Here is a 21,155-nt window from a genome sequence, read left to right as displayed (position 1 = left end):
CATGGCCCCGCGGCCGGCTTGTCGCAATGGCGAGTCGGGTTACTGCGGGCCGAGCTTGTTGATCAGCGCGCCCAGCATCTCCATTTCCTCGCCGGTCAGGTCGGTCAGCGGCGCGCGCACGGGACCGCCGTCGCGGCCCACCAGGCGCGCGCCGGCCTTGACGATGCTCACCGCATAGCCGGCCTTGCGGTTGCGGATGGCCAGGTAGGGCAGGAAGAAGTCGTCGATCAGCCGGCCCACGGTGTCGTGGTCGTCCGCGGCGATGGCGCGGTAGAAGTCCATCGCCGTCTTCGGGATGAAGTTGAACACCGCCGACGAATACACCGGCACGCCCAGCGCCTTGTAGGCGGCGGCATAGACCTCGGCGGTGGGCAGGCCGCCCAGGTACGAGAAGCGGTCGCCCAGCTTGCGGCGGATGCTGACCATGGCCTCGATGTCGCCGACGCCGTCCTTGAAGCCGATCAGGTTGGGGCAGCGCCCGGCCAGGCGGGCCAGCTGGTCGGCGTTGAGCCTGGAGTTGGCGCGGTTGTAGACGATCACGCCGATATCGACCGCCTTGCAGACTTCCTCCACGTGGGCGGCAATGCCGTCCTGGCTGGCTTCGGTCAGGTAGTGCGGCAGCAGCAGCACGCCGGCGGCGCCGAGGCGCTGGGCTTCCTGCGCATAGGCGATGGCGGTGCGGGTCGGGCCGCCGGCACCGGCCAGGATCGGCACCTTGCCGGCGCAGGTGCGCACCGCGGTGTCGACCACGGCCGAGTAATCCTGCGGCGTCAGCGAGAAGAACTCGCCCGTGCCGCCGGCCGCGAACAGCGCGGTGGCGCCGTAAGGGGCCAGCCACTCGAGGCGGGCGGCGTAGGACTTCGGCGCGAAGTCGCCCCGGGCGTCGAAATCGGTGATGGGGAAGGACAGCAGGCCTTCGGAGACGATTTGCTTGAGTTCGTTGGGTGCGAGCATTGCGGCAATCCAGGGCGGGCCAATGGCCCGGGGTGGCAAAGGCGGCTGACTTGCGGCGGGGCAGGTCAGTCGAGTTATCAGTCATCGTACGACAAGAAATTGACGATGGCAATAGGGGGTGCACGTACCGCGGGTTAACCGGGAGCCCGAGGGCAAAACCTTTTCCCGCCGCGCCAGCACTGCAGGTAAAGGCGCATGGCCGGTGCACTGCATCCCCTTGGCGGTACCATGCACGGTCAAGGGGTCCAGGCGCGCCGAAGGTCACATAGTGTTATGTTGTAGGACAACGTAAGTCGCGTGCTGCGTGGTCCACTCAGCGAATTTGAATCAACTATGCAAACGTGCCGCGCCACTGTCATCCGCTGGCTGGCACACTGGCGTCCTGAACCAATGGGGAGAGCGCGGTGGGAGAGTTACAGGCCTTGCTGGAAAACCACGGGCTGATGCTGGTGTTCCTGAACGTACTGGTCGAGCAGGCCGGCCTGCCGGTGCCGGCCTATCCGATGCTGTTCGTCGCCGGCGCGCTGGGCGTGCAGGAGACCGGCCCATCGATCGGTGCGGTGCTGGCTGCGGTCATCGTGGCCTGCCTGATTGCCGATACCGGCTGGTACTTCGCCGGGCGCCGGCTCGGCCAGCCGATGCTGCGCACCATCTGCAAGGTTTCGATCTCGCCCGATTCCTGCATCCGCCAGACCCAGTCGCTGTACCTGCGCGTGGGCCCGCGCTCGCTGGTGGTCGCCAAGCTGCTGCCCGGTGCCGGCGCCTTGTCGACCGCGATGGCCGGCATGACCGGCACGCCCCTGCCGCTGTTCCTGTTCTACGACGCGCTCGGCGCGCTGGTGTGGGCCGGCAGCGGCCTGTTGATCGGCGTGGTGTTCAGCGACTTTATCGATGCCATCCTGGAGGGCTTCAGCACCTACGGCCATATGGCGCTGGCGGCGGTGGTGGGCGCCTTCCTGGTGTTCCTGGCATGGCGCTCGTGGCGCCGCCTGCGGCTGCTGCGCATTACGAAACGCGTGCCGCGCATGAGCGTGGATGAGCTCGAATCGCGCCGGCTGGCCGGCACGCTGCCGGTCGTGATCGATGTGCGCGCCCATGGCGACCTGCCGATGGAGCGCATTCCCGGCTCGATGGTGCTCGACATGCAGGGCGCGCTCGACAGCCTCGACGCGCTCGGCGTGGCACCCGCCGAGGCCGACATCGTGGTCTATTGCGCCTGTCCGAACGAGATGTCCGCGGCGCTGCTGGCCGAACGGCTGCGCGTGGCCGGCTATCCCCGGACCTGGGCGCTGGCCGGCGGCTTCGACGAATGGAAGCGGCGGCACGGCGAAACCGTGCCGCCTGCCGTCACCCATCCCGCGCCGGGCCAGGCGACGGCGCGCTGAGCCTCGGGCTTCAGCGCTGGCCGGCGGTCTGGAACACCGACAGGTCCGGGTAGATCGCGCGGATCTTCTCCCACTCGGCGGCGTTGAAGAACTGGCACTTGCCGGCGCCGAAGCGCTTGGACACTTCCACGCAGAAGCGCACCGCCTCGGCGATATCGATCTCATGGTTGGCCGAGGTCGCGCTGCCCGACACCACCGACTGCGCCGTCACCGCCACGCCGACCACCGGCGCCTGCGTGGCCACGTGCGGCTGCATGATGCTGTTGAAGTGGTACAGGCCGTTGTGGTACGGCGTGATGTCCTGCAGCGAGATCGGGAAGGTCACCGCCGGGCAGCCGGTGGTGGACTCCATCGTCGCCACCAGGTCCGGCGCCACGCGCAGGATATAGCCCTGCATCGCCGTCGGCGAGATCGCGAAGCCGCGGTGCTTGACGATGCTGTTGCCCTTGGACGCATCGATCGACAGGATCGCATCCATTTCCGGTAGCACCTGGTAGTCGTTCATGGTGTCGGACGACACCGGCATGCCCATGAACGGCACCGGGTCGTGCGGCACCATCGAGACATTGGTCGACAGGTGCGTGGTCACGATCACGTCGCCCGGCACGTGGTCGCCACGCGCCTTCATCTGCGCCAGCTTCAGCGCCACCGCCAGGCAGCCGATCGGGCCATCGGCATCGGACACCAGCCCCACCAGTTCCGGACGTGCGCCGATGGCGCCGTTGCGGCCGATCACGCCCAGCGTCGGCGCCGTGCCGCCGCCGCGCTTGCCGGCGCTGCCCGGGATCAAGATGGTGATGAAGTCGGTGGTGTTGGCCGTGTTTTCCGGCGGCGCGTTGTTGACCGTGGTGACTTGCACCGACACGCCGGCCTCGGCGTACGGCGCAAACAGTTCGCTGACGACCGCGCCGTTGGCGTGCGGGCTGTCCAGGGCTTCGTGAATGACCAGCGTCTGCTGCAGGGCCATGGCTTTCTCCAAAGTTTTCCCTGCCCGCGCGGCGCGGACAGGGCGTTCTACAAATCGGTCAGAACTGGTGGCGCAGGCCGACCATCACCGTGGTCTGCGTGTCGCGCCCGTCCAGCGGCGTGCCGCTGCCGCCGGTCCAGCTGGTGGTGTTGTTGCCGAACAGGCCCGACCAGTCACCGTGGACGCGGTCGTAGGCCAGCGCCAGGTAGGCGTCGGTGCGCTTGCTGAAGGCGTAGCCGGCCACCGCATACGCGGTGGTGCGGTTGCCGCTGAAGTTGTCGGCACGGGTGCGGTTGTGCATCACGCTGCCGGTCAGGGTGACGTTGCCGGTCAAGGCGTAGCTCGCGCCCAGCGTGAAGAAGTCGTCGTGGCGGCTGCCGCCGAACACCGAGCTGATCGCCGCACGGTTGGTCGGCGTGGCCGCGGTCGACATGCTGGTGATGGTGGCCGTATCGGTGCCGCCCTTGGACGCGTCGAAGCCCGCGTCGCGGTCGCTGTGGATGTAGTTGGCGAACAGGCTGGCGCGGCCGACGGCGGCCTTCAGGCCGGCCAGGTAGAGGTTGGCGTTGCGGCTCTGGCTGTCGCGGGTCTGCTGGAAGTCGCCGACGGCGGTGATCGGTCCGGCGGCGTACTTGACGCCGAACGACATCGACGACATCGCGCGGGTGTTGCCCGCGGTCTCGCCCAGCGCGTATTCGGCGATCACCGACACCGGGCCGAAATTGCCGGTATAGCTGACGGCGTTGTCGTAGCGCTGGCCGGTCAGGTAGACCATCCACGCATTCGACGGCGCCGCGCCCACGCCGAGCGGATCGACGTAATACAGCATGGTGTTGGCGGTGGTGTATTGCCGGCCCAGCGCCAGCTCGCCCCACTGGTTGCCGATCTTCACGTAGGCCTGGCGCCCGAACAGCTGACCTTGCTGGTCGAGCCGGCCGGTATCGGCCAGCAGCCCGTTTTCCAGCACGAAGCCGGCCTTCACGCCGCCGCCCAGGTCCTCGACGCCCTTCAGGCCGAAGCGGCTGCCCGAGAGGAAGCCTTCGCCGCCTTGCTGCAGGCCGATCTGCGCATCCCCCGCGGGGTTCGAGTGGGTCTGGTAGGTCAGCGCGGTATCGATGACGCCGTACAGCGTGACGCCGGATTGCGCCATCGCGGCGGCCGGCAGCGCCAGCAGCATCGGCAAGGCCAGGCGCGCGGCGTGGCGAAGGGGTTGGCTCATTGTGTTTCTCCTCCAGAGGGTAAAGGGGGGCCGCGCGAGCGGCGCGGGGCGGCTCGCGGGCGGTTTTTTGTTTGGTTGTGTTGTGGGAGTAGTTGCTAGTCGCTAATCACACGTGCATGCCGCTGGCGAGCTCCCCTCTCCCGCTTGCGGGAGAGGGGCTGGGGGAGAGGGCAGGCGCATGGCAAGCACGGTGACGCTTCACTTCGTGGCCACGCTGCCCTCTCCCCCGCCCCTCTCCCAGAGGGAGAGGGGAGCCAACAGTCTTTGCTTCAGCGTTTAACGCTCCACTCAAGCCGCAAAGCCCGGCCACTGCTCCATCCCGGCCGGCCCTGTGATCTGCGACAGCGCGAACGGCTCGCCCTCGCGAATCGTCTCGACCTTGCCTTCCGCCGGGAACCACAGCGCATGCCGTTCGCCCAGCACGGTGCCGGTGCTGCCATCCGCATACAGCGCCGACCCCTCCGGCAACGCAAACACCTGTTCCGGCGCGTTGATGTGCAGGAACTCGGCGAGCCGCTCTTCGCGGCTTTCGCCGTTGTGCCCGGCGGGCTTGCCGCTGATGAAGTGCGGGTTGATCTGGAACGGCACCAGGCCCAGCGCGCGCAGCGACGGCGGCTGCACGATCGGCATGTCGTTGGTGGTGCGGATGGTCGGGCAGGCGACGTTGCTGCCGGCGCTCCAGCCCACGTACGGCGTGCCGGCGCGCACCTTGGCGCGGATCGCTTCGACGATGCCGGCGTCGTAGAGGCGCTTGAGCAGCGCGAAGGTGTTGCCGCCGCCGATGGCGATGGCATCGGCTTCCTTCACCGCGCGCAGCGGATCGGCGCTGTGGTGGATCGACTCGAGCGCGTAGCCGAGCTTCTCGAACACCGGCTTGACCATGCCCTCGTAGTTGTCGAAGCTGAAGGTCACACCGGCAAACGGCACGAACAGCACCTTGCGCGGCTCATGCTGCAGCAGCGTGTGGATCTGCTCGCCGGCGTGCTCGAGGTAGCCGAGGTTGTCCTTGCGCGAGCTGCTCATCAGGAGGATGCGTTGGGTCATGTCTTGCTTTCCGTCGGTTCAGGTGTGGGGTCAGGCGATTGCCGCGCGCACCAGCGCGGCGACGCGGTCGATCTCGTCATGTGTGTTGAAGTAGTGCAGCGACACGCGCGCCATGGTCGACACGCCGTAGCGCGCCAGGATGGCGTCGGCCATGAAGTTGCCGGCCTCGATGATGCATTGCTGCGCTTCCAGCGCGGCGACGATGCGGGCCGGGTCGACGCCGCGCACGTTGAATGGCACGATGCCGATGCGGTGCGCCACGTCGGCGGGGCCGTACAGCTCGAAGCCGGGGATCGACGAGAACTTCGCCACCGCGTACTCGGTCAGGTCGCGCACGCGCGCTTCGATGGCGTCGATGCCGATTGCGGCGGCGTAGTCGATGGCGGTGCCCAGGCCCAGGATCGCCGGCACGATCGGGCACCCCGCTTCAAAGCGCTTCGCGCCCGGCACCAGCGAGAGCGCGCCGGTGGCGCGGTCATAGGCGCCGTTCCACCAGCCCACCAGCATCGGTTCGACCTGCGCGATCAGTTCGCGACGCACGTACAGGAAGCCGGAGCCTTCGGTCGCGCGCAGCGCCTTGCGGCCGCAGCCGGCGAGGAAATCGCAGCCGAGTTCGGCCACGTCCGAGCGCAGCATGCCCACGCTCTGCGCGCCGTTGACCAGCGACAGCACGCCGTGCCTGCGCGCGACCGCGCAGATCTGCGCCGCGGGCTGCACCGCGCCGGTGGAATTGGGCAGGTGCGAGAAGGTCAGCAGGCGCGTGCGCGGGGTGATCGCGTCCTCGAAGGCCTCGGCGCTCAGCAGCCCTTCGGCATTGGCCGCCACCATCTTCACCACGATGCCGTGCGATTGCGCCAGCCGGTGCCACGGCAGCAGGTTGCTCAGCATCTCGGTGTCGGCCACCAGTACTTCATCGCCGGCTTGCCAGGCGATGCCGCGCGCGGCGATCGAGATGCTTTCGGTGGCGTTCTTGGTGAAGGCCAGCTCGTCGGCCGCGCAGTTCAGCCAGCCGGCCAGCGTGGCGCGCACGGCTTCCACGCGCGCATAGGTCTGCTTGCGGAATGCCGGCAGGTAGATGCCGACGTGGCCGGTGTCGAGCAGGTAGCTGCGCACGGTGTCGAGTACGGCATCGGGCGGGATCGAGGCCGCGGCGGTGTCGAGATAAATGGTGGACGCCGTCAGCGGGGTGTCGGCGCGGATTGCCTGGATATCCATGGAACGTCTCGGGAAATGACAGAGGGGCGCAGCGCGTGCGCCCGCAGGTAAGGCTTACTTCTTCAGCTTGGTGACCGAACCGAAGAAGCTGAACAGGGCGTCGCCCGCGATCACGCCGCCGGCAAAGGCGCTCATCTCGGCCACATGCCTGTCGCCGCGCAGGCGCTGCAGCACGAAGCGGATCGCCAGGCCTGCCAGCACCGCCCAGCCGGCCAGCGGCGAGGCGATCAGCATGCCGGTCGACAGCAGGATGCCGAGCTGGCGCTTGGAGCCGCCGAGCCACTGCAGCAGCGCGCCGGGAACGGCCCAGATCATCAGGTTGCGGGCGATCTCGGCCGACGAGCCCGCCTTGATCGAGGCCGCGTAGACGCGGTCCACCGGCGGGATCAGGCCCTGCGCGAAGAAGCTGCCGTGGAACACCAGCACCACCACCGCCGCCACCGCGAAGCCGATCATCGCGGCGAGGAACTGCTGCTTGCGCCCGGCCAGCTCGGCCTCCATGTCGCGCCCTTCGCCGCGCAGCAGGTAGCCGGTCTTGAGGTCGTAGCCCATGTCGGCAAAGGCCGGACCGGTGGCGGCCGAGAAGCCCACCAGCACCGCCAGCGCCGTTGGCGGAAAGCCGATCAGGATGCCGATGGTCAGCGTGATCAGCGCCACCGCGAAGGCCGGGAACCAGCCCGAGTGCATCGCCGCGATGCCGACGATCAGCTCGTGCACGTAGGCGGCAAAGGCCGCGTACAGCACGAAGAGCACCAGCATGCCCAGCGACATGTCCGAGATATGCCCGGCCAGCACGGAGATCAGCAGTGCGATCGCCAGGTAGATCAGGAAGCCGCCCGACAGGATGCGGCTGGCGCGCGCGGCCGGGACTTCGATGGTGCGCGCATCGGCCGCCGGGGCGTGGCGCGCGCGGCGGATTTCATGCGCGACCTGGAACAGCGCGACGATGCCCGCGCCGATCATCAGCCCGTGCGGGATATACGCCTTGGCGATATCGATGCCGGTCAACGCCACCGAATAGCCGCGCACCAGCAGGCCGATGCCGAACATGGTCAGCGCCGCCAGGTTGCCCAGGAAGGCCGCGCCGAACGCGGACATCGGCACGCCCAGCCATGCACCACCGACGCCCACGGCGATGCCCAGCCCCAGGAACGCTGCCTTGCGCCCGCCGCGGTCGCCGGCCCAGATGGCTTCGGCGGTGGCAATGCCGGCCGGCCAGGTGCCGGTGGCCGGAAAGATCTTGCTGCCGAACAGGAAGTACAGCATCGCGCCGTCGACGAACATGGCGATCACCGCGCCGATCAGCATCGGCGTGGCCAGCTCGGGCATGCCCATCGCGTACGGCACGCCGATCGGGATCATCAGCGAGTTGGCGGCGCCGAAGGTGGCCGACGAGATCGCGGTCTGCACCAGGTTCTGCCGCTCCAGCACGCGGAAGCGCCGCGTGACCTCGAGCGGGATGCGCGAGAACACGATCGCGATCAGCGCGCCGATGATCGAGGTATTGGCCGAGATCCCCAGCGACACGATCAGCTGCATGCCGATCATGGCGCCGAAGACCGACAGCCCCACGGAGACCAGCAGCAGCAAGGGCTCCATGAAGCGCGTCCGCGTCGCGGGCTGCGCCGCGATCGGCGCGTTCAGTTGTGTTGGCATGGTCATGTCTTCCACCGCTCCCCGTTAGTGTTGTCTGGTTTTGTCTGTTGTGTGTGATGCCTGGCGCGCGCTCAGCGCATGAAACCGGCCACCGGGCCGATGGTGCCGCGCGCCGCGCGCAGTGCCTGCAGCCAGCGCGGCGCCGCGTCGGGCGTCAGCCGCTGCAGCGGACCGGCGATGGCGAGCGACCCCACCACCGCCTGGCTGTCGCGGTGGAACAGCGGCAGCGCCAGCCCGGCCACCGTGGCGGCGGATTCCTCGCAGGTGTAGGCCCAGCCGTCGGCGCGGATCTGCGCCAGCCGCGCTTCCAGCCCGGGTGCGTCGCCGCCGAGCCGGCGCCGCAACGCCTCCGGCTGGAACGCCAGCATGGCCTTGGCATGGGCGCCGGCGTCGAGGGCGAAGCGTTGTCCCACCTCGATCGAAAAGCGCAACTGGTGCTGGCTGTGCGCGATATCCGTGCACAGGCCGTGGTCACCGTCCAGCCACGACAGGAACACGGTTTCACCGCATTGCCGCGCCAGCGCCTCGAGCGCGGGCTGCACCACCTCGGCCGGCGCAAACGTCTTGCGCGTGACCTGTCCCAGCTCGAACCAGCGCAGCCCCAGCGCGTAGCGTCCCTGCGCGTCCTGCACCAGGAAGCCGTTGGCGGCAAAGGTCGCCAGCACGCGGTGCACCACCGCATGGTGCACGCCGCTGTGGCGCGCCAGATCGCGCACACCCCAGCTGGGCTGGCGCACGGTGAAGTGGGTCAACAGCGCCAGCGCGCCGTCCAGGGTCTTGAGCATTGCCGAGCTGAACTTGGAATTACGTGTGTCTCTGTATAAGAGACAACGTCTCTGATGCAGGGAAATGCTAGGCCTCGCTGTCACCCGCAACAATCAGGGTTAACACGCAGTCGTCTCCCTGATCGGGGCGAATATCGACCATGCGCCCTTGCCTATACTTGGCGCAGGCCGACTGCTACGGGGAGGTGCCCATGGCTGCGGAAGACCACGGTTACGGCGACGAAGCGGCCCGCATCGCGCACCGCCGCCGCCAGCTCGGCATCGCGCCGCGCACGCATGAGGGCCAGCGCAACTGGGCGCTGGCGCTGTCCGGCGGCGGCATCCGCAGTGCCACGTTCTGCCTTGGCGTGATGCAGGCGATGGCCGGCACCGACATGCCGGCAAGCACCACCGCGGCTGCCCCGGCCAGCAGCGCGCCCCAGGCGGCGGCGGCGGGCACCGCCGCGTCGGCGCAGACCGTGCCCGGGCTGGCCTCGCTGCTGGCGCAGTTCGACTACCTGTCCACCGTCAGCGGCGGCGGCTACCTCGGCGCCTTCTTCGTCAGCCTGTTCGTGCCCGGGCGCCTGCGCCGCGGCACCGGCCCGGTCCAGGCCGCCGCCGACGCCTACCACACGCTGCAATGCGAGCCGCCGGGCCGCATCCACACCTCGGTCTCGTATGCCGCCGATCCCGGCCGCGGCGCGGTCGCGTGGCTGCGCGAGAACGGCCGCTACCTGTCGCCCACGGGTGCGGGCGACAACCTCTATGCCGCCGCGCTGGTGGCGCGCAACTGGCTGGCGATGCACTACGTGATCGGCAGCACGCTGCTGGTGGTGCTGTCGCTGCTGGCGCTGCTGCTGCACGGCACCGCGGGCGCGTGGTACGGCTTCGGACGCTACGAGATGGACCTGCTGCACGATGCGCGGCAGGCCTTCAACCAGGGCGAATGCGCGATCTGGTGGAGCCCGTTGCTGTGGCTGCCGCTGGCCACGGCGGTGATCGGCGCGGTGCCGCCCGGCCTGGCGTACTGGCTGGTCTATCCGCGCGCCAGCGAGCCGCAGGCCCCGGGCCGCTTCTTCAGCCCCGCGCCGATGGTGGCCACGCTGCTGGGACTGCTGTTGCTCGGCGCCGCGTACTGGTCGGAATGGAAGGGTGCGGAGCCGGTGCCGGCGCAGCTGTTTGCCGCGCTGGGCGTGCTGACGTGGCTGGGCGTGCTGGCCTGCCTGGTGATGCTGCAGGGCGAGCCGCGCACCGTATCCGGCTATCGCGTGCGCGCCACGCGAGCGTTGCGTACCGCGGTCACGCTGACGTTGTGGCTGGCGGCATTGGGCGTGGCCGATACCGTCGCGCGCACCACCTATCTATATGCCCACGCCGCCGGCCACCCGTGGGGCGTGGCGCTGCCCGCCAGCGCACTGGGCGTGCTGGTCTGGCTGGTGCGCTACGGCGCGCGCTGGCTCGACGAAGGCCGCAAGGGCAGCGCCGGGACCGCCTGGCGGGCACTGTGGGAACGGCTGCCGGTCTCGCTGCTGGCCGGGGCAGCCGCGGCGGTGCTGGCGCTGCTGCTGTACGTGCTGTGGTCTTGGCTGGTGCTGTGGGTGCGCTGGAATGGCCGCGAGCCGGTCGACTGGCTGGTCTATGGCACCGCCTACACCGGGCCCGCGCTGGCCACGCTGACGGTCGTGGCGCTGGTGCTGGCGCTGGTCGCCGGCCGCTTTACCGGCTTCCTGAACCTGTCCACGCTGCAGCCCTTCTACGCGGCGCGCCTCACGCGCGCCTACCTGGGCGCGTCCAACGGCGAGCGCTTTGCCGCGCCGGATCCCGATCCGGTGGCGGACCGGCGCCGGCGCGCGCGCTTCAGCGTGGCCGAGCCCGTGCCCGGCGACCAGCTCAGCCTCAACGCCTACTACGATCCGCACGTGCTGGCGCCGCTGCACCTGATCAACGTGACGCTGAACCTGACCGTCGACCCGGCCGAGCAGCTGGTGCAGCGCGACCGCAAGGGCAAGCCGCTGTGCCTGGCACCGGGTGCCGGCCTGCCGCAGCCAGGCGCGGCAAGCGCGCTCGCGCCGGACGCCTATGCGCGCTTTACCGTCGATGGCTGGCAGTGCTGCCCGGATGTGTCATGGCCTTCGTCGGGCAAGCTGGCGCAATCCCTCACGGTGGGCGACTGGATCGCGATCTCGGGCGCGGCGGTTTCCACCGGTCTGGGCCGTGCCACCACGCTCGGCACATCGCTGCTGCTGGGGCTGGCCAATCTGCGGCTGGGTACGTGGTGGCCGTCGTTTCCGGCAAGGTATGCGCGCCGGGGCGGGCGCGACGGCGTTCGCTGGCGCCATCCCGAACGCGCCACGCATCCGTGGCTGGCCGCCGGCATCTTCCGCACCCAGTACTACCTTGGCTGCGAGCTGAGCGCCCGCTTCCATGGCACGCGGCGCGGCTGGCAGTACCTGTCGGATGGCGGCCATTTCGACAACACCGGTGTCTACGAGCTGCTGCGTCCGGGCCGGGATGTCGCGCTGATCGTGCTGTGCGACTGCGGGGCCGATCCCGACTATCGCTTCGGCGACCTCGCCAACCTGATCCGCCTCGCGCGCATCGACCACGGCCTGGAGATCGTCGTCGATACCGAAGCCGCCACGCATCCGGTGCTGGGCCGCGTCTTCGGCGTGCCGGACGATTTCGTGCCGGGTCAGGCGGCCAGCGGCACTGGCGCGGACAAATGCGCGCTGCTGCTCGACGTGTACCGCACCGATCCGGCCTGCGCGGCGCCGCGCGCGCGGGTCTGCCGCATCGTGCTGATCAAGCCGCGGCTGGTGTCATGGGCGCCGGCTGACGTGCGGCACTATGGCGCCACGCATCCGGCCTTTCCGCAGGAAGGCACCGGCGACCAGTTCTTCGATGAGGCGCAATGGGAAAGCTACCGGACGCTCGGGCATGCGCTCGGCCGGCGCGTGCTGGGCGGCGAAGTGGGCAAGGCGCTGCTGGCGTGAGCGCGCGCTGAACGGGCCTCAGCGCACGAAGCCGATCACGTCTTCCAGCCGGCCGCTGGCGTCGCGCAGCGCCTCCAGCAGCCGCGGCACGGCGGCGTCGTCCAGCCGCTGCTGCGGACCGGCGATGGCGACCGAGCCCACCACCGCGCTGCGGTCGCGCGACCACAGCGGCAAGGCCAGCCCCGCGACACTGGCGGCGGCTTCTTCGCGCGTATGCGCCCAGCCGCGCTCGCGCACTTCGGCCAGCTGCTGTTCGATGCGATCGCGCTCCAGCGTGGTATGCGGGCCCATGCGCGCCACGCCCTGGCGGTAGACCTCGTCGCGGAAGGCCTCGTCCTGGAACGCCAGCATGGCCTTGGCGTGCGCGCCGGCATAGAGCGGGAAGCGCTCGCCCAGCTCGATCGAGAAGCGCAGCTGGTGCTGGCTGTGCACCAGCCCCACGCACAGGCCTTCATGGCCGTCGAGCCACGACAGGAACACGGTCTCGCCGCTCTGCGCGGCCAGCTTCTCCAATACCGGGCGCACGATCTCATCGGGCGAGAAGCTCTTGCGCACCACCTGCCCCAGCTCGAACAGCCGCAGCCCCAGCGAATACTTGCCGGTGGCCGCGTCCTGCACCAGGAAGCCATTGGCGGCGAAGGTCGCCAGCACGCGGTGCACCACGGCGTAATGCACGCCGCTGTGCTTGGCCAGCTCGCGCACGCCCCAGGTGGGCTGGCGCACGGTGAAGTGGGTCAGCAGGGCCAGCGCGCCGTCCAGTGTCTTGAGAGTCATCGATCGTTCCTTCGCATCGGGCTGAATGGTAAGGGCAAGCGGCGCGCGGCTCAATCCTCGCGCCCGCTGCGGCGCAGCCGCGCCCGGCGATACCCACGCCGCCCGCAGGGCCGCGATTCGGTCGCCAGCACGATCGGCGCAGGCTCACTACCATAGCGAACCATCCGCATTGCAGCGGGCGGCGCACATGTGGCGTGCGCCACCCGCCCGACCACGACATGAATCGCGACTCTCTCCCCGCCGGCAACGGCATCGCCTATTCGGTGCTGGACCTGGCCCCGATCCCGCAAGGCAGCGATGCCGGCCAGGCCATGCGCAACTCGCTGGACCTGGCGCGCCATGCCGAGCAGCTGGGCTACCACCGCTACTGGCTGGCCGAGCACCACAACATGCCCGGCATCGCCAGCGCCGCCACCGCGGTGCTGATCGGCTATGTCGCCAACGGCACGCAGCGCATCCGCGTGGGCTCGGGCGGCGTGATGCTGCCCAACCATTCGCCGCTGGTGATCGCCGAGCAGTTCGGCACGCTGGCCTCGCTCTATCCGGGCCGCATCGACCTGGGCCTGGGCCGCGCGCCCGGCACCGACCAGGCCACGGCGCGCGCGCTGCGCCGCCACCTCGTCAGCGACAGCGCCGACACCTTCCCGCAGGACGTGGAAGAGCTGCAGGCGTATTTCGACGACGTGCGCCCCGGCCAGCGCCTGCGCGCGGTGCCGGGCGCGGGCCTGAAGGTGCCGATCTGGCTGCTGGGATCGAGCCTGTTCAGCGCGCAGCTGGCCGCGGCGATGGGACTGCCGTTCGCCTTTGCCTCGCACTTTGCGCCGGGCTTCATGCGCCAGGCGCTGGACCTGTACCGGCGCACCTTCCGCCCGTCGGAAACGCTGGACCGGCCCTACGTGATGCTCGGCCTCAATGTGTTCGCGGCCGATAGCGGGGACCAGGCGCGCCGGCTGTTCAGCTCGCTGCAGCAGCAGTTCCTGGCGCTGGTGCGCGGCACGCCGGGTCAGCTGCGCCCGCCGGTCGACGATATCGAAGCGCTCTGGAACGAGAGCGAGGCCGACCATATCCGGCGCTCGCTGGCTTGCTCGGTGGTGGGCGACCAGGAGGCCGTGCTCGCCGGCATGCAGCGCTTTGTCGATGACCTGCGCCCGGACGAGCTGATGATCACCGGCCAGATCTTCGACCACCAGGCGCGGCTGCGCTCCTTCGAGATCGCCGCCGCTGCCGCGCGCAGCCTCACGGCCAGCGCCGCGCTCTGAGCCGGATCCGGTATGACGCACGCCGCACTTGCGGCGCGCGCCGGCCGCCGTCTTTCATTTCCTGCCGGTTCCGGTTTGCACAGCGCCGAGGCGCTCGGATACATTAGAAGGCCGACACCAGACAGAGGCGTGGCCACCCAGGCACGCGCCCGCATAGTCCGCCCGTCCACCGCCCCCAGGCAAGCTCCCGGGCCCGACGGCAGCGACGACAGGAGACAGCGATGGACCTGCGGCAACGCGAGCACATCGAGACGGTGGTCCAGGCCACCGCCTACCTATCCCCGCCAGCCTTGCTCGCGGACCGCATCGCCCATGACGCCATCATCCAGAACTCATGGCGGCGCTGCGTGCACCAGTACGGGCTCGATCCCTCGCGCATGCAGGAGGCGCGCATCCTGCCGCAGACGCGCCTGCGCGAACACCAGGAACGCATCGACGACTTCGCCCGCATCGCGCGCCACGGGCTGCAGAGCCTGCACGCCCAGGTGGCGGCGCTGGGCTACGTGGTGCTGCTGACCGATGCGCAGGGCGTCACGGTCGACTATATCGGCGACACCCACAGCGATGCCGCGCTGCGGCACGCCGGCCTCTACCTCGGCGCGGAATGGAGCGAGAGCGGCGCCGGCACCTGCGCGGTGGGCACCGCGCTGGTCACCGGGCAGGCGCTGACCGTGCACCAGGCCGACCACTTCGACGCGACCCACATCCCGCTGACGTGTACCGCGGCGCCGCTGTTCGACACGCACGGCAAGCTGCACGCGATCCTCGACATCTCCGCGCTGGTGTCGCCGCAGGCCAAGGACAGCCAGGGCCTGGCGCTGCAGATGGTGCGCATCTACGCCGCGCATATCGAGAACGCCAACTTCCTGCGCGCGCACCGGCGCGACTGGATCCTGAAGCTCAACGTTGCGCCCGAGTTCGTCGACGTCAACCCGGAATACCTGCTGGCGCTCGACGATGCCGGCCGCATCGTCGGCCACAACCATCGTGCCCGGCTGATGCTGGAGACCGAACTGGGCGGCATGCCGGGCGCCACCGTGCTCGGGCAGCCGTTCGAGGCCTTGTTCGCTGCGCGCCTGGAAGACCTCGGCCGCTATGTCTACTCGCGCCCCAGCGAGCAGCGCCTGGTCGCGCTCAACCGCAGCGGCGGTCTGCTGTACCTGAGCGTGATGCCGCCCGCGCTGGGCTGGCAGGCGCCCGCGGCGCCCGCGCAGGTGGCGATGCCGGCGCCGCTGGCGGCGCTCAGCGGCGGCGACGCCGCGCTGGCGCAGCAACTGGAGCGCGCCGCGCGCCTGGTCGATTCCCCGATCCACCTGCTGATCCACGGCGAAACCGGCAGCGGCAAGGAGTTCTTCGCCAAGGCGCTGCACCAGGCCAGCGCGCGCCGCGCCGGGCCCTTTGTCGCGGTGAACTGCGCGGCGATTCCCGAGACGCTGATCGAGAGCGAGCTGTTCGGCCACCTGCCCAACAGCTTCTCCGGCGCCGGCTCGCGCGGCAAGCGCGGGCTGATCCAGGAGGCCGACGGCGGCACGCTGTTCCTGGACGAGATCGGCGACATGCCGCGCGAACTGCAGTCGCGGCTGCTGCGCGTGCTGGCCGAGGGCGAGGTGCTGCCGGTGGGCGCCGCGCGCCCGGTGCCGGTGCGGCTGCGCGTGATCTCGGCCACGCACCATCGCCTGGAGCAGCTGGTGGCCGAAGGCCGCTTCCGCGAGGACCTGTACTACCGCCTGAACGGCGCGCGCTTTGAACTGCCGCCGCTGCGTGCCCGCACCGACCTGGACTGGCTGGTGCACAAGCTGCTGCAGGAAGGCGCGGGCGAGCCGGTGACACTGTCGCCGGCCGCGAGCGAGCGGCTGCGCCGCCACCGCTGGCCGGGCAACCTGCGCGAGCTGCGCAACGTGCTGGAATACGCGCGCGCGGTCTGCAGCGGCGGCTACATCGACGTGCACGACCTGCCCGAAGCGGTGGCCGGCGCCGCCGTACCGGCTGCCGTGGCGGCCGAGCCGGCACCGGTGGACTGCGCCACCGGCCGCGCCACCGACCGCGCCGCTGACCGTGACTCGGCCGCACCGTTCGACCCGCACCAGCTGCCCCCCGAAGGGATGCTGCTGATGCAGTACCTGCGCGCATCGGGCTGGAACCTGAGCGCGGTCGCGCGCCAGATCGGCATCAGCCGCATGACGCTGTACCGGCGCATGGAGCGCTACGGCATCCAGTCGCCTAACCGGCGCGACGGCGAGGCGAAGTCGTAGTGCCAGTGCCGGGCTGGCTGCACGCGCAGGCTGCGCGCAGCGCGTCGGCAAGCAGCCGCATGCCTGGCGTGGACGCCCTGCGCTTGCGCGTGACCAGGCCATAGGGCACCAGCCGGCCCCGTAGCGGCACGGGCAGGATCGCCAGCGCGCCCAGCGCGGCAAAGTAGCGCGCGATCGCCTCGGGCACGACCGCCACCCGCTCGCTACCGGCCAGCAATGGCAGCGTTGCCATGATCGATGAGGTTTCAATGACATCGTCCGGGGGCGGCACGCGCGCGTCGCGGAACGCCTGGTCGATGATCTGCCGCATCGGGCTGGCAGCGGGCTGGATGATCCATGGACAGCGCGCCAGCGCCGCCAGCCGCACGGCGCGCTTGCCGGCCTGCGGGTGGGCCGTGCCGGCCACGATCGACAAGGGCTCCTCGCACAGCGGCTCGAAGGCCAGGTCTTGCGCCAGCGCGTCCGCGGGGATGCGGCCCAACACCACGTCGAGGCCATCCTGGCGCAGCGCCTGCACCAGCACGTCGCTGGTATCCACCTGCAGCGAGATCAGCAATTGCGGATAGCGCGCCTTCAGCCCGTTGATGGCGCCGGCCAGCAGGTCGGGCACCGGAGCGAGGATGGCGCCGATCCGCACCCTGCCGATCTCGCCCATGGCGATCGCGGCAAACTCGTCGCGCAGCGCATCGAGGTCGGACAGCACCACGCGCGCGTAGCGGATCAGCGCTTCGCCGAACAGCGTCGGCGCAATGCCGCGGGCGTGGCGCGTAAACAGCAGCGCGCCCACGGTGTCTTCCAGTTCCTGCAGCGCCTTGGTGGCCGCCGGCTGGGTCAGCGCCATCTCGGCGGCGGCACCGCGCAGCGTGCCATGCCCGGCCAGCGCCAGCACCAGGCGCAGGTGCCGCATCTGCAGGCGCTTGCGCAGCGTGGCGGCGCTGGACAACAGGTTCAGGGGGTCGGACATGGCGGTGTGCGAGGCGTCACGCCCTTATAGCACGCACGCGGCCGGCGCGGCCGCTGGCTCAGCTGGATCCGAAGCGGCCTATACGCAAACGGGAAGTTGCGCCATGTCTGCACGCGCAATGCGGTAGAAACGCACGGCATTTTCCACTAGCACAAGGGCCCGCGCGGTGGGATCCGGCAAGGCCTTGCAGACTGTGCCCAGCACCGTGCCGAAGCCTGCGCTCAGCGACGCGACCGGGAGATTGCTGCCGAACATCGCGCGCTCATGGCCGAAGATGGCCAGCGTCTCGCGCACGATGCGAAGATTACCCGGCGCGTCCCAGCGGCCGCCGGGCAGCCCGAACTCGGAAAGCTTTACCATCACGTTGGGGCAGGCGGCGAGCGCCTCCATGCCGCGGCGCCAATGCGCCAGGCCGGCATCGGAGCGGTCCAGCGGCAGGCCGGCGTGGTTCAGCGCAATCCGCAGATCGGGCAGGGCGGCGGCCACCTGCGCCGCCTCGCCAAGGTGCCAGAACGGTACCCGCAGATCCCATGACAACCCGTGCCGCGGCAGGCGTGCCAGGTCATCCAGCCAGGCCTGGTCCTGCATCGAGCCAGCCTTGCCGGCCACCGAGGTACCCGGCCGCTCCGCGACCAACGGCTTGCAGCGGATGCCGCGCACCCGCGCGAACCTCGCCTGGCGCGCCAGCAGGGCGGCGCAGCCGGGCGTGCCGAACGGCGCGTAGGCCACCACGGCGGCGGCCATGCCCCGCGGCAAGCCAGGCTCGTGCAGCCACGCGGTTTCGGCGACGGCCTCGCCGCGGTCACGCTCGGCTTCGACATGGACGGTGGCAAGCACCGTGACGCGGCCCGCGCCGTGGTCTTGCGTATCGCGCCGGTATTGCGTCGCCAGGTAGTCCCGCCGCAGCGCCTGGTAGTCGCCCAGGAAAAACCTGGCCGGCTGGTAGGCGTCCTGCAGCCAGGGATAATGGCCGCGATCGAGCCGCCACAGGTGGTGATGGGCGTCGACGATGGCCAGCGGCCCGCCGTCGGACGCAAGGCCGCGCGTCATCGGCAGCGCTCCGGCAACGTTGCCGCCAGCGCTGCGGCCAGCATCAGCGCGCCTGCCAGCAGGTAGACGCCGGCACCGGCATCGACATGCTGGATCAGCAGCCCCACCGCATACGGCCCGCAGAACCCGCCGAGATTGCCGAGCGCATTGATCAGGCCGCGCGCCACGCCAGCTTCGTCGGCCGCCAGCAGCCGTGGCGGCAAGGTCCAGAACACGCCTGCAGCCGCTTGCAGGCAGACCCCGCAGCCCACCAGCAGCGCATAGGCCAGCCAGGTGTTGGCATGGAACCAGACCGATCCGGCCAGGCAGGCGGCAAAGGCCAGCAGCGGCCACATCACAAAGGCGCGGCGGCGCCCGCTGCGATCCGACCACGCCGACACCAGCAGAATGCCGGCCATGGTGCCCACGTAGGGCACCATGGCCAACAGGCCGACCTGCCCCATGCCACCCTGGGTCAGGTTCTTGAGGATGGTCGGCAGCCACAGGGTGTAGCCGTAGACGCCCATCTGGTACAGGAAATTCAGGGCAATCAGGCGCCAGATCACGGCATCGCGCAGCAGCCGCGCCAGCACCGTGCGCGTGGCCGGCTCGCTCGCCGGCGGGGCGTGCCGTTGCTCCGCATGCAGGCGGCCCAGCACATAGTTGCGTTCGGCCGTGCTGATCCAGCGGGCTTCCTGCGGACGGTCGCAGGCCAGCAGCCACCAGACGCCCAGGCACAGCGCCGAAACCAGGCCTTCGATGATAAACAGCCAGCGCCAGTCGAGCGCGGCGATGACCAGCCCCGACAGCGGCGCGGTAATCATGCCCGCGATCGGCACGAACAGGATCACCAGCGCATTGGCGCGGCCGCGCTCGTGATCGGGAAACCAGTTGCCGACCATGGTCAGCACCACCGGCAGCATGCCGCCCTCGGCCACGCCCAGCGCAAAGCGCAGGATCAGCAGTTCGGTCTCGTTGCGCACCAGCCCGGTCAGCACCGACAGCACCGCCCACGCCAGCATCGACCAGGCGATAAACCTGCGGCCGCTGCCGCGTACTGCCAGCTTGCCGCCGGGAATCTGCAGGAACAGGTAGCCGGCAAAGAAGATGCCGCCGGCCAGGCCCGCCATGCCGGCGCTGATGCCGAGCGCCTCGCTCATGCCGCCGGGCATGGCGAAGGCGATATTGACGCGGTCCATATAGGACACGATGCACACCATCAGGATGGGCGGGATCACGCGCCACCAGCGCTGGGCCGGGATGGCGGCGGGCGCATCGAGGGCGGGCGCGCGGGCGCCGCCCGCTTGCCGGGAAATGGTCATGGTCTCCTCCGAGGGTCGCGACCGGCCAGGGCGCCGGGGCTGCGGTGGTGTGTCCGGTGTTACGGTGCCCGCGTTATGGTTGCGGCAGCGCCAGGATGGCCAGCCCGTCCGGCTCCTTGCCCGTGGCAAAGGCATGGCGCAAGGCCAGCGTGCGCAGATCCAGCACGCTGACGCTGTCGTCGTTCAGGGCCAGCCAGGCACGGTCCGGGTCAGCCGGATGAAAGGCCAGCGCGATGGGTTTCGCGCCGGTATCGACCCGCGCCAGCTCCACCAGCGTGTGCGGGTCGAACAAGCGCAGGCTGCGCTCGCCATAGTTGAGTGCGATCAGCCGCTTGCAGGGCGACCAGTAAAGCCGGGTCGGGTCCTCGCCGGTAGCGGCCGTACCCAATTCTGCGAGGGTGTGGGCATCCAGCCGCGTGATCCGGTGCTCGTCGCGGCTGGCGACATAGAGCATCGATTCGTCGGGACTCAGGCAGCAGCCTTCCGGCCGCAGGCCGGCGTGCGCAGCCACCGGCGCGCGCGTGCCATCGTGGGGATGGACCAGCGTCACGGTGTGCGACAGCAGGCTGGTGACGTAGGCGCGCTGGCCGTCGCGCGACAGCACGAACAAGTGGCTCTTGACGCCGCCTGACGGCACCGCGCGATCCGGGGTCCGCCGCACCGATGGCGCTTCGAACACCAGCAGCATGTTGTCGCGCTCGCTCAGCGCATAGACGCGGCCCTGCGCATCGACCTGCACGCCGTGGATGCGGTGCCAGGGCGCGCAGTCCAGGACGCCATGGCGCTCGCCGCGGGCCAGGTCGACGGCGATCACCGCGGCGCCGCCATCGCCCGGATGCGCAAAGGTCTGTACGCCGTAGTGGCCGACATAGCCAAGCAGCCGGTCTCGGTCGACGGCGAATTCGTGGGGGTATTCCGGCAGCGCGACGGAAAAGCGGCGCTCGCCGCTGTGCAGGTCATAGCCACTGAAGCTGTGGCCGAATTTTTCCACCAGTACCGCGATCCAGCGGGTATCCATTTCGTCTCCTCGTCGTCTTCGCCGGGGGGGCGGCGAACTCGTCATCGCGAGGACGAAAGTCTGGCGCAGGCGGCCGCCCCGCACCATTGAATATTGGCGATCGAGGTATTCCCGCAAGTCATCGGTGCGGTCGGCCCGGCCGGCCGGGCACAGCAGCGATACGGTTGTCCAGTCCGTACACCTGTACTGTGACACCTGTCTCGCCATGGCGGCGGTTCAGTCCGTTCCCTGGGCCGAAGCGCGACCGGTTTTTGCGGGTTATCCCTGAAGCCCGCGCCTCGCAACGCGCGTTTTCCGCCGTCGCGGTGCCCTCCGGCCACTGGCACAGCCATTGCAAATA

16 protein-coding genes are annotated in these 21,155 nt (G+C 69.9%); 4 read left to right on the top strand and 12 right to left on the bottom strand.

Going from position 1 to position 21,155, the window contains the following annotated elements; all coding sequences use genetic code 11:
* Window positions 1-39: 39 nt before the first annotated feature.
* Window positions 40-954 carry a 5-dehydro-4-deoxyglucarate dehydratase gene (gene kdgD / locus LIN44_RS23265; RefSeq protein ID WP_227314629.1) on the bottom strand — a complete coding sequence of 305 codons (915 nt, stop codon included), beginning with the start codon at window positions 952-954 and terminating at the stop codon, window positions 40-42.
* Window positions 955-1,358: 404 nt separating this feature from the next.
* Here kdgD and LIN44_RS23260 point away from each other — a divergent pair, with 404 nt between their 5' ends.
* Entirely contained in the window at window positions 1,359-2,339 is a 981-nt protein-coding gene (locus LIN44_RS23260) for a DedA family protein/thiosulfate sulfurtransferase GlpE (RefSeq protein WP_227314628.1), read from the top strand.
* A 10-nt stretch (window positions 2,340-2,349) separates the two neighbouring features.
* On the opposite strand, the gene LIN44_RS23255 is transcribed toward LIN44_RS23260, so the two are convergent.
* The 6 genes from LIN44_RS23255 to LIN44_RS23230 form a co-directional block, all read right to left on the bottom strand.
* The gene (locus tag LIN44_RS23255; protein WP_227314627.1) at window positions 2,350-3,306 is read right to left on the bottom strand and encodes a DUF1177 domain-containing protein; all 957 of its coding nucleotides are present in this window, start codon (window positions 3,304-3,306) and stop codon (window positions 2,350-2,352) included.
* A 58-nt stretch (window positions 3,307-3,364) separates the two neighbouring features.
* Window positions 3,365-4,525 (bottom strand): porin, encoded by a 1,161-nt coding sequence (locus LIN44_RS23250; protein WP_227314626.1) that lies wholly within the window; start codon window positions 4,523-4,525, stop codon window positions 3,365-3,367.
* Window positions 4,526-4,813: 288 nt separating this feature from the next.
* Window positions 4,814-5,569 carry a dipeptidase PepE gene (gene pepE / locus LIN44_RS23245; RefSeq protein ID WP_227314625.1) on the bottom strand — a complete coding sequence of 252 codons (756 nt, stop codon included), beginning with the start codon at window positions 5,567-5,569 and terminating at the stop codon, window positions 4,814-4,816.
* Between the two features lie 30 nt (window positions 5,570-5,599).
* Complete coding sequence (locus tag LIN44_RS23240) at window positions 5,600-6,784, bottom strand: aminotransferase class V-fold PLP-dependent enzyme (RefSeq protein ID WP_227314624.1); 1,185 nt, start codon at window positions 6,782-6,784, stop codon at window positions 5,600-5,602.
* A gap of 54 nt (window positions 6,785-6,838) precedes the next feature.
* Complete coding sequence (locus LIN44_RS23235) at window positions 6,839-8,446, bottom strand: OPT/YSL family transporter (RefSeq protein WP_227314623.1); 1,608 nt, start codon at window positions 8,444-8,446, stop codon at window positions 6,839-6,841.
* A 65-nt stretch (window positions 8,447-8,511) separates the two neighbouring features.
* Window positions 8,512-9,225, bottom strand: coding sequence for an IclR family transcriptional regulator (locus LIN44_RS23230; protein WP_227314622.1), 714 nt, complete (start codon window positions 9,223-9,225; stop codon window positions 8,512-8,514).
* Window positions 9,226-9,416: 191 nt separating this feature from the next.
* Between LIN44_RS23230 and LIN44_RS23225 the strand changes: the two genes are divergently transcribed.
* Window positions 9,417-12,197, top strand: coding sequence for a hypothetical protein (locus LIN44_RS23225; RefSeq protein WP_227314621.1), 2,781 nt, complete (start codon window positions 9,417-9,419; stop codon window positions 12,195-12,197).
* A gap of 18 nt (window positions 12,198-12,215) precedes the next feature.
* Here the strand turns inward: LIN44_RS23225 and LIN44_RS23220 are convergent, their stop codons facing one another.
* Entirely contained in the window at window positions 12,216-12,971 is a 756-nt protein-coding gene (locus tag LIN44_RS23220; protein WP_227314620.1) for an IclR family transcriptional regulator, read from the bottom strand.
* A gap of 218 nt (window positions 12,972-13,189) precedes the next feature.
* On the opposite strand from LIN44_RS23220, the gene LIN44_RS23215 reads away from it, so the two are divergent.
* A complete protein-coding gene (locus LIN44_RS23215) occupies window positions 13,190-14,230 on the top strand; it encodes an LLM class flavin-dependent oxidoreductase (protein WP_227314619.1) in 1,041 nt (346 codons plus the stop codon).
* 221 nt (window positions 14,231-14,451) lie between these two features.
* On the top strand, window positions 14,452-16,482 hold the full coding sequence (locus LIN44_RS23210; protein ID WP_227314618.1) for a sigma-54-dependent Fis family transcriptional regulator: 2,031 nt from the start codon (window positions 14,452-14,454) through the stop codon (window positions 16,480-16,482).
* Here the strand turns inward: LIN44_RS23210 and LIN44_RS23205 are convergent.
* The 4 genes from LIN44_RS23205 to LIN44_RS23190 form a co-directional block, all read right to left on the bottom strand.
* On the bottom strand, window positions 16,451-17,446 hold the full coding sequence (locus LIN44_RS23205) for a LysR family transcriptional regulator (protein WP_227314617.1): 996 nt from the start codon (window positions 17,444-17,446) through the stop codon (window positions 16,451-16,453). The two genes, LIN44_RS23210 and LIN44_RS23205, sit on opposite strands and share 32 nt — an antisense overlap.
* Window positions 17,447-17,524: 78 nt before the next feature.
* Window positions 17,525-18,496, bottom strand: coding sequence for an amidohydrolase (locus LIN44_RS23200; RefSeq protein ID WP_227314616.1), 972 nt, complete (start codon window positions 18,494-18,496; stop codon window positions 17,525-17,527).
* Entirely contained in the window at window positions 18,493-19,797 is a 1,305-nt protein-coding gene (locus LIN44_RS23195) for an MFS transporter (protein WP_227314615.1), read from the bottom strand. The genes LIN44_RS23200 and LIN44_RS23195 overlap by 4 nt, the downstream gene beginning before the upstream one ends.
* A gap of 73 nt (window positions 19,798-19,870) precedes the next feature.
* A complete protein-coding gene (locus LIN44_RS23190; protein ID WP_227314614.1) occupies window positions 19,871-20,815 on the bottom strand; it encodes a YncE family protein in 945 nt (314 codons plus the stop codon).
* Window positions 20,816-21,155 lie beyond the last annotated feature (340 nt).

Source organism: Cupriavidus sp. MP-37 (genome assembly GCF_020618415.1).
In the GTDB taxonomy this organism is placed as follows: domain Bacteria; phylum Pseudomonadota; class Gammaproteobacteria; order Burkholderiales; family Burkholderiaceae; genus Cupriavidus.
The sequence above is the reverse complement of the archived record's forward strand: the minus strand, read 5'-3'. Positions and strand labels throughout refer to the sequence as shown.